We start from the raw sequence: 8,181 nt of genomic DNA on the forward strand, positions 1-8,181 counted from the left end.
AATCTTAAACTGTAAATGAATCCAGGAGAGTTTACAAGATCGGTTACTTCTCTTACTCGGTCGATGCGATTCAATAATTCTGGTTCTACTTTGTAATCAAATTCTACCTCGATGATCTGAGCAGCATCGCTTTTCAGGTTCTTTAAATAATCGTCTGCAACTATTTTACCTTTATTGATAATGATCACGCGATCACACATAGCTTCTACTTCTTGCATGATATGAGTAGAAAGTAGGATAGTAGTTTTTTGACCTACTTTTCTAATAAGCTGTCTAATTTCAACCAGCTGATTAGGATCGAGTCCAGTCGTAGGTTCATCAAGAATTAAAACTTTAGGTTCATGTAATAGAGCATTTGCCAGTCCTACGCGCTGTTTGTATCCTTTAGAAAGCTCTTGAATTTTTTTACCCATATGAGAAGTCAGCCCGGTTTCCTCGATCACTTCGTCAATGCGCTTTTTAGAATCGGTCAGTTTAAAGACATCGGCACTAAAAGACAGGTATTCCTTTACATACATATCTGGATACAAAGGATTATTCTCTGGCAAATACCCTATGGAGTTTTGTACCTCACGTTGTTCTTCAACTACATCATGACCATTTACTGCTGCTGTTCCTTCATTAGCATTTAAATAGGTGGTGAGAATGCGCATCATAGTTGATTTCCCAGCGCCGTTAGGGCCTAAAAAACCGACGATTTCACCTGCTTTGATAGAAAAACTAACTTCGTCCAGCGCCTTTTGCTGCCCGTAATATTTGGATACTTTGCTTACTTCTATAGACATATAGGTAAAGATAAGAAATGATTAGTAGAGGAATAGGTATTTTAACTTCGCTTTCGCGAAAGCGAGATCACATCTTTACCCTACTACAACGATAGAGTTCTAAATCTGATATAAAAGTTTGCGAAATTCACGAGATTTATAAAAATCTATTTTACATTAGCAACTTATTATGACATCAAACAATTATTTCTGGTACGGATTTAACTTCTATTTTATGGAAGCAAGGACGCTATTGTAATAATTGAAAATTATATAACACAATAAAGTCCTGATCTAATCAGGACTTTTTTTTTACTAAAAAATGAAAGTAGCCATACAAGGAATACGAGGTTCTTACCATCATCAGGTGGCAACGCAGCTATATCAAAATCTGGAATTATTAGAATGTTCTTCATTTGACCAGCTGGCACTTGCAGTTTCAAATCATGAAGTTAAAACTGGCATCATGGCTATAGGTAATTCCATAGCTGGAAGTATTTTACCTAATTACAGTTTAATTAAAGATTACGATTTAAAGATCATAGGAGAATATTATTTAAATATCCAGCACCAACTCATGGCATTGCACGGTCAGGAAATTAAGGATATTATAGAGGTGCAATCACATCCCATGGCATTATTACAATGTAAACCTTTCTTTAGCAAGCATCCAAATATTAAACTAGTAGAAACAGATGACACAGCGGCAGCCGCTCTTAGAATTTCTGAAGGGAACAAACGTGGTGTTGCTGCGATCGCAAGTAAGAATGCGGCACAATTATATGACCTTAAAATTATCAATGGCGATATTCAAGAAGTAAAAAATAATGCCACACGATTTATTATACTAGAAGCTAAAGAAAGGATTAATAATCAAGCTAACAAAGCGACGATCAGCTTTACTGCTAGTCATGAACCTGGAAGCCTTGCCAAGATATTGACTAAACTAGGAGAGCTGCATATCAATGTTTCAAAAATCCAATCGGTTCCTATTATTGAAAAACCATTTCTATTCTCATTTGTGGCAGATCTTGAGTTTGATAACGTGCAGCAGTTTGAGCAAGCAAGGTTAGAAATAGGGATCTTAGTGGAGTCCATGAAAATATTAGGGATTTATAAATCACATGAGCTATGATAAAAACAGCTACAAGACTTGATAGCGTTCAAGAATACTATTTTGCTACCAAGCTACGTGAAGTAAGATCTTTACTAGAAGAGGGGAAATCTATCATTAACGCAGGAATAGGAAATCCAGATTTACTGCCACCAGATCATGTTATTCCATCAATAACTACAGCGTTACAAGATTCCAAAGCTCATAGTTATCAAAGTTATTTAGGATTGCCAGAGTTAAGAAGTTCTATGGCAGGTTTTTATAAAAAGCAATACGATGTAACTCTTGATCCAGTATCAGAGGTTATTCCGTTAATGGGAAGTAAAGAAGGTATTTTACATATATCGATGGCTTTTCTCAATCCTGGAGATGCGGTATTAATTCCAGATCCTGGTTATCCTACTTATGAGAGTGCTACCAGATTATGTGAGGCTATTCCAGTTGCTTATGATCTTAAAGAAGAGAATCATTGGTTGCCTGATCTAGAAAAATTAGAACAACTTGATTTAAGTAAAGTAAAAATCATGTGGATTAATTATCCACATATGCCTACTAGTGTCTCAGGTTCAAAAGAGTTGTTTGAAAAACTGGCCCACTTTGCAAAAATGCACCAGATTTTGCTCGTTAACGATAATCCTTATAGTTGCGTAGGTTATGAGGATAAAATAAGCCTTCATCAAGTTGCAGGCTCAAAAGGTGGAGTGCTAGAGTTAAACTCCATTAGCAAAACATTTAATATGCCTGGCTGGAGAGTAGGAATGCTTACTGGAAATGCTAGTTTGCTTAAAGAAGTACTTAAAGTAAAAACAAATATGGATAGCGGCATGTTTTACGGTATTCAAAAAGGAGCCATTGCCGCTTTAAAAACAGATGCTAGTTGGCTAGAAAATCAAAATAATATCTACAAAACTAGAAGAGCTTTAACCATACAACTTGCCAAAACTTTAAACTTAAAACCTCAAGAACAAAACGGTGGTTTATTCCTTTGGTGCAAGTTGCCAGATGGAATGAAAGACGATAAGGCTTTTGTAGATAGGCTATTGCATGAAAATGATATTTTCATTGCGCCAGGAAGTATTTTTGGCAAGAATGGAGAAGGTTATGTACGGTTTTCACTTTGTGTAAATGAAAAGCTGATTCAAGAAATGATTCACCGAGTTTCTAAAACAGTAGAGGCATGAAGAACATTTTTTTAATAGGAACTGGATTGATAGGTGGCTCGATACTTAAAGATTTACGAGATCATTATCCGCAGGCTATTTTTTATGGTATCGATCAAAATGATGCTCATGCTAAAAAAGCAAAGCAAAACGGAATTATAGATGAGGTGGCGCAACTGCAAGATGTGAAAAATGCAGATTTGGTTATCATTTCCATTCCTGTAGATGCTATTTTAAAGGTTTTGCCACAACTGCTGGATTTAGTGAATGAAAATGCACTGGTTATCGATGTAGGTTCTACTAAAGAAGCGATTTGTAGGAGCGTTGAGAATCATAAAAACAGAAGACAGTTTCTTGCAGCACATCCTATTGCAGGAACTGAATTTTCTGGACCAGATGCTGCAATTTCAAATTTGTTTGTCAAAAAAACGCTAATTATATGTGAGGTAGAGAAAACCACCTTTAAATTGCAAGAATTGGCAAATGAGTTGTTTGAGAAACTGGAAATGAGAGTGCGATACATGACGCCTGCGGCACATGATAAACATATTGCTTATGTATCACATCTATCTCATATCTCTAGCTTTATGTTAGGTAAAACGGTCATTCAAGAAGAAGAAAACGAGCGTGATATATTTGACCTAGCAGGCAGTGGTTTTGAGAGCACTGTACGATTAGCAAAGAGTTCTCCAGCCATGTGGACTCCTATTTTTGCACAGAATAAAGAACATGTGTTAGCTAGTCTTGATGGATATATTGAGAATTTATCTCGCTTTCGCGAAAGCGTAAAAAACGACGATCACAACGCCATATTTCAAGATATGGAGGAAACAAATAGAATAAAAACGATATTGAAAGGAATTGAAAATGGAAAATAATAAAGAATTTAGAACTTGGTTAGATGATCATAAATTAGAGCATCCTATTGTGATTGCAGGACCTTGTAGTGCAGAAACTGAAGAGCAAGTATTGAGAATAGCACATGAATTAAAAGATAGTGATGTTACTTATTTGCGCGCAGGGATCTGGAAACCTAGAACGCGACCAGGAAACTTTGAAGGTGTAGGAGCGATAGGATTAAAATGGTTGCAAAAGGCAAAAGCAGAAACTGGTTTGCTTACTGCTACAGAGGTTGCTAATAGAGCTCATGTAGAACTGGCGCTAGAACACGATATAGATCTTTTATGGATAGGTGCACGATCTACAGTGAGTCCATTTATAGTACAAGAAATAGCAGATGCACTAGAAGGAACTGATAAAGTGGTGCTAGTAAAAAATCCTGTAAATCCAGATTTGGCTCTTTGGATAGGAGCAGTAGAGCGTTTTCATACAGCAAATATTAAAAATCTAGGTGTTATTCACAGAGGTTTTTCTACTTATGAAAAATCTAAATATCGCAATATTCCAGAGTGGCAAATTGCGGTAGATTTTCAAACACGTTTCCCAGATATTCCATTAATATGTGATCCATCCCATATTACTGGTAAAAGAGATATGATTTTTGAAGTATCACAAACCGCACTAGATCTTAATTATGATGGATTGATGATTGAGACTCATTACGATCCTGATAATGCATGGAGCGATGCGGCACAACAAGTAACTCCAGAAACTTTATTGCAAATTTTTCAAGACCTGCGCATTAGAAAAGAACAAGATGATGAGGTAGGATTTCAATCTAAATTAGGTGTTTTAAGAGCGCAAATAGATGTAATAGATAGCAATATTATTGAGACTTTGGGCAAAAGAATGAAAACAGCTGATGCGATAGGAGCGCTAAAAAAAGAACGTAATGTAGCAGTTCTTCAATCTAAAAGATGGAACGAGATTTTAGGTAAAATGATCCTTGCTGGTGAAGAACAAGGTTTAAGTGAAGAATTTATTCTAAGGGTTTTTAAAGCAGTACATCAAGAATCTATCAATCATCAAGAAAAGGTTATAAATAATTAATTGTGATTCTATTTTCATAAGGGCAGATTTACATCTGCCCTTGGAAAGTAACAATGCGTTATTTACGATTTGTTCTAGGTTACATCCTTAACGATCATATTTAATACGTAAATTTGTTTTTATGCATAAATCTCCAAGTAGCAAATGACAGGAATTGTCTATAGATCAACCGGTAGCTGGTATGAAGTAAAGGGAAGCGACGGCGCGTTTTACTCTTGTCGTATCAAAGGGAAATTCCGTTTAAAAGGAATAAAAAGTACAAATCCAGTTGCTGTAGGCGATATAGTAGATTTTGATATTGAGAAAAAAGGAGATGAGGAAATAGGAATTATCAAAGTCATTCATGAACGTGATAATTATATAGTGCGTAAGTCTGTAAACCTTTCTAAACAGACCCATATTATTGCTGCAAATGTAGATCAGTTGTTTTTATTAGTAACGTTGAATAATCCGCCTACTTTTACTTCTTTTATTGATCGAGTTCTAGTAACTGCAGAGGCTTATCAAATTCCAGTAATTCTGGCTTTCAACAAAGTAGATACTTACAACGATGATCAAGGAGACGTGATGATCGATCCAGAAAGTGGAGAAGAGCTTCTTACCATGACAGAGCTAGATGAAGTACGTTATTTAATGAGTTTGTACAAATCTATAGGGTATGAATGCATTGCTATAAGTGCAGAAACAGGTAAGAATATCGACATCGTAAAAGAAAAAATGACCAATAAAACCAGCATGTTTGCTGGTCATAGCGGTGCGGGAAAAAGTACGCTAGCAAATGCTATAGAGCCAGGTTTACAGTTAAAGACCAAACAAATCTCAGAACAACATAAACAAGGGCAGCATACCACGACTTTTGCAGAGATGTTTGATTTGGATTTTGGAGCAAGGTTGATCGACACGCCAGGAGTTAAGGGTTTTGGTGTTGTAGATATGGAAAAGGAAGAGATAGGAGATTATTTTCCAGAAATCCATGAGTTAAAACAGGATTGTAAATTTCACAACTGCATGCACATTGAAGAGCCTAAGTGCGCTGTAAAAGAAGCTGTAGAAAATGGTGAGATGGTATTGAGCCGCTATGAAAGCTATGTACAAATTGTAAATGGTGATGAAGATAATTACCGTCAGGATAAACACCAGTTGCCACAATCATGAGAGCAGTAATTCAAAGAGTAAGTGAGGCGAGTGTTACTATAGATAATAAGCAGCATGCTACTATTGAGCAAGGTTTACTTATTTTATTGGGAATAACACATGAGGATACTCAAGAAGATATCGATTGGTTAGTAGGTAAAATAATTGGTATGAGAATCTTCTCAGATCAAGAGGATAAGATGAATCTCAGTATTCAGGATATCGATGGTGAACTTTTAGTTATTTCTCAATTTACCTTATTTGCAAATACTAAGAAAGGTAATAGACCTAGTTATATCGATGCTGCTAGACCAGAGGTAGCTGTTCCCTTATATGAAGCATTTTTGAGCAGGCTTTCGCGAAAGCGGAATAAAGAAATTAAATCTGGAGTATTTGGAGCTGATATGAAAGTCGCTCTTGTAAATGATGGTCCAGTCACGATCGTCATGGATAGTAAAAATAGAAATATGTAGAGAACAAGTAATTTGAAAGACTTTTCTTATGATTTAGAAATTATTTTTATTTTCTTTGAAATCTATGATTAAAATTACTAACCTGGTAATCATATTGATTGCTACTCAATTTGCTACTGCACAAGAACTTTTTTCAACTAGTACAATACCACCTCAACTTCTTGAAAATGCTAATGCTGTTATTAGAAAAAATGACGTTCTAATTACTATTAAGGATTACGATAAAGTAGAAATAGTCACCAGTCGTGTTATTACGGTTATAAATAAAAACGGTTTAAGAGATATTAAAGCTGGAGAATCCTATGATCAAGATACCGATATAAAGAGTATTGAAGCTTCCATTTATGATAGTAATGGAGAGAAAATTAAGAGAGTTAAATCTAAAGATTTTACTGACATAAGTGCCGTTTCAAATGGCACATTATATTCAGATAATAGGGTTAAATACTTAGAATACATTCCACGAGCCTACCCATTTACAGTTCATTTTGAATCAAAAGTGGTTTATAATTCAACTGCTTTTATGCCTAGTTGGGTTCCACTTGAATATTTTCACGCAAGTACGGAATCCTCTACTTTTAAAGTAATCAATGAAACAAACATAGAGGTTAAATTTTCAGAAAGAAACCTTGAAGAGTATTCTGGAATTATTAAAAGAGGGAAGCTTGATTATGAAGCTAATAACCTAACAGCGATAGTGCCTCAAGCATACAGTCCTGATTTTTCTACTTACGGTCCTATGGTGCGTATTGCTCTTAAAAAGTTTAATATGAAAGGTGTGCCAGGAAGTAATGGAGACTGGTTAGACTTTGGTAAGTGGATGAGCAAGAGTTTACTAGCTGATGTTGGAGCGTTGCCTCAAGATGTAATTTTAGAAATTAAATCGCTAACTAAGGATGCTAAAACTCAAAAAGAGAAGGCAGAAATAGTATATGAATTTATGCAAAATCGATCTAGATATATAAGCGTTCAGGTAGGAATAGGTGGATGGAAACCTACACATGCAAAAAAAGTGCATGAAGTAGCTTATGGAGATTGTAAAGGGTTATCAAATTATACTAAAGCTTTATTAGACGTTGTAGGGATTACTTCTTATCATGCTATTATTTATGGTGACCGTAACATTAGAGATATAGATAAAGACTTTTCATCTACCCAAGGAAACCATATGATTTTGTACGTTCCTAAGTTAGATGATGAGAAAGATATATGGCTAGAATGCACCAGTAAATCTAATCCGTTTGGTTACTTAGCTGGCTGGACAGATGATAGAGACGCACTGGTGATTACAGATGAAGGCGGGAAAATTATACATACCACAGTTTATGAGACTGACGATAATTTACAATATTCAAATGCCTTAATAGTTTTAAAAAAAGATGGAACTGCAACTGCACAAATTGATATAACAACGAGTGGATATCAATATTCATTTAAAGAAGATCTAAGTCAGAAGTCCAAGAATGATTTAATTAAGAATTATACTTATTACTGGAGCTATTTAAATGGTTTAAGTATCAATGAGACAGAAGTAGTAAATGATAAAAAATTAGTTGAGGTGAGAGAAAAAGTAAGCTTGTCGATTG

At 35.3% G+C, this 8,181-nt stretch carries 8 protein-coding genes; 7 read left to right on the forward strand and 1 reads right to left on the reverse strand.

The annotated features are described in order from the left end of the window. Positions 1-785: ATP-binding cassette domain-containing protein (locus tag A9Q93_RS11180; protein WP_303687490.1), on the reverse strand; the 785-nt coding region annotated here is incomplete at its 3' end. 301 nt (positions 786-1,086) lie between these two features. Here A9Q93_RS11180 and A9Q93_RS11185 point away from each other — a divergent pair. The 7 genes from A9Q93_RS11185 to A9Q93_RS11215 all read left to right on the forward strand — a co-directional run. Then, entirely contained in the window at positions 1,087-1,899 is an 813-nt protein-coding gene (locus A9Q93_RS11185; protein WP_303687491.1) for a prephenate dehydratase, read from the forward strand. Then, a complete protein-coding gene (locus A9Q93_RS11190; RefSeq protein ID WP_303687492.1) occupies positions 1,896-3,059 on the forward strand; it encodes a pyridoxal phosphate-dependent aminotransferase in 1,164 nt (387 codons plus the stop codon). Before A9Q93_RS11185 ends, A9Q93_RS11190 begins: the two co-directional genes overlap by 4 nt. Beyond that, positions 3,056-3,916 (forward strand): prephenate dehydrogenase, encoded by an 861-nt coding sequence (locus tag A9Q93_RS11195; protein WP_303687493.1) that lies wholly within the window; start codon positions 3,056-3,058, stop codon positions 3,914-3,916. The genes A9Q93_RS11190 and A9Q93_RS11195 overlap by 4 nt, the downstream gene beginning before the upstream one ends. Further along, positions 3,906-4,988 carry a bifunctional 3-deoxy-7-phosphoheptulonate synthase/chorismate mutase type II gene (locus A9Q93_RS11200; protein WP_303687494.1) on the forward strand — a complete coding sequence of 361 codons (1,083 nt, stop codon included), beginning with the start codon at positions 3,906-3,908 and terminating at the stop codon, positions 4,986-4,988. The genes A9Q93_RS11195 and A9Q93_RS11200 overlap by 11 nt, the downstream gene beginning before the upstream one ends. Before the next feature lie 144 nt (positions 4,989-5,132). Then, the gene (gene rsgA / locus A9Q93_RS11205) at positions 5,133-6,143 is read left to right on the forward strand and encodes a ribosome small subunit-dependent GTPase A (RefSeq protein WP_303687495.1); all 1,011 of its coding nucleotides are present in this window, start codon (positions 5,133-5,135) and stop codon (positions 6,141-6,143) included. Beyond that, on the forward strand, positions 6,140-6,595 hold the full coding sequence (gene dtd, locus A9Q93_RS11210; RefSeq protein WP_303687496.1) for a D-aminoacyl-tRNA deacylase: 456 nt from the start codon (positions 6,140-6,142) through the stop codon (positions 6,593-6,595). The genes rsgA and dtd overlap by 4 nt, the downstream gene beginning before the upstream one ends. A 64-nt stretch (positions 6,596-6,659) precedes the next feature. Next, positions 6,660-8,181: DUF3857 domain-containing protein (locus tag A9Q93_RS11215; protein WP_303687497.1), on the forward strand; the 1,522-nt coding region annotated here is incomplete at its 3' end.

The organism is Nonlabens dokdonensis (genome assembly GCF_002162835.1).
GTDB lineage: Bacteria > Bacteroidota > Bacteroidia > Flavobacteriales > Flavobacteriaceae > Nonlabens > Nonlabens dokdonensis_B.

What these genes read in the sequence shown, in the direction of transcription:
- A9Q93_RS11190 (WP_303687492.1), top strand. Translation starts at nt 1,896, where the DNA reads ATGATAAAAACAGCTACAAGACTTGATAGCGTTCAAGAATACTATTTT.
- A9Q93_RS11185 (WP_303687491.1), top strand. Translation starts at nt 1,087, where the DNA reads ATGAAAGTAGCCATACAAGGAATACGAGGTTCTTACCATCATCAGGTG.
- dtd (WP_303687496.1), top strand. Translation starts at nt 6,140, where the DNA reads ATGAGAGCAGTAATTCAAAGAGTAAGTGAGGCGAGTGTTACTATAGAT.
- rsgA (WP_303687495.1), top strand. Translation starts at nt 5,133, where the DNA reads ATGACAGGAATTGTCTATAGATCAACCGGTAGCTGGTATGAAGTAAAG.
- A9Q93_RS11200 (WP_303687494.1), top strand. Translation starts at nt 3,906, where the DNA reads ATGGAAAATAATAAAGAATTTAGAACTTGGTTAGATGATCATAAATTA.
- A9Q93_RS11195 (WP_303687493.1), top strand. Translation starts at nt 3,056, where the DNA reads ATGAAGAACATTTTTTTAATAGGAACTGGATTGATAGGTGGCTCGATA.